The sequence below is a fragment of the Carboxylicivirga linearis genome (assembly GCF_018271995.1).
Classification (GTDB): domain Bacteria; phylum Bacteroidota; class Bacteroidia; order Bacteroidales; family Marinilabiliaceae; genus Carboxylicivirga; species Carboxylicivirga linearis.
On the sequence record NZ_JAGUCO010000177.1, the window covers coordinates 1 to 315 of the forward strand.

General features: G+C 42.2%; 1 protein-coding gene. It reads right to left on the minus strand.

The features are described from left to right. Positions 1 to 87: 87 nt before the first annotated feature. A partial coding sequence (locus KEM10_RS24195; RefSeq protein ID WP_212221091.1) for a DUF4406 domain-containing protein occupies positions 88 to 315 on the minus strand: 228 nt, incomplete at its 5' end.

Here is a 315-nt window from a genome sequence, read left to right on the forward strand (position 1 = left end):
TGCTACTGTCTTTGTCTTCATAATCGTTCTGAATTTGATACTTAAATAATGGCAGGGCTACCCTTGAACAACCCTGCCGGAACCGAGCTAATTGCCAAGGGCGGTTATTATTTGCTTTATCTCTTTGTGGCTCATCGGATGAAAAATGGTTTCCAACTTTAAGTCCATCGCAACGGTCAGCTCTATGCGTGACATTATGCTCTCTTTCCAATTGGGCAGAACATAAACCGCCTGGCTTTTCTTTAAAAGCTGAACACGGTTATCCAGTTTGTCAGTCCAACTCATTTTTGCAAAGGGCATTTCAGTTGGATTTAC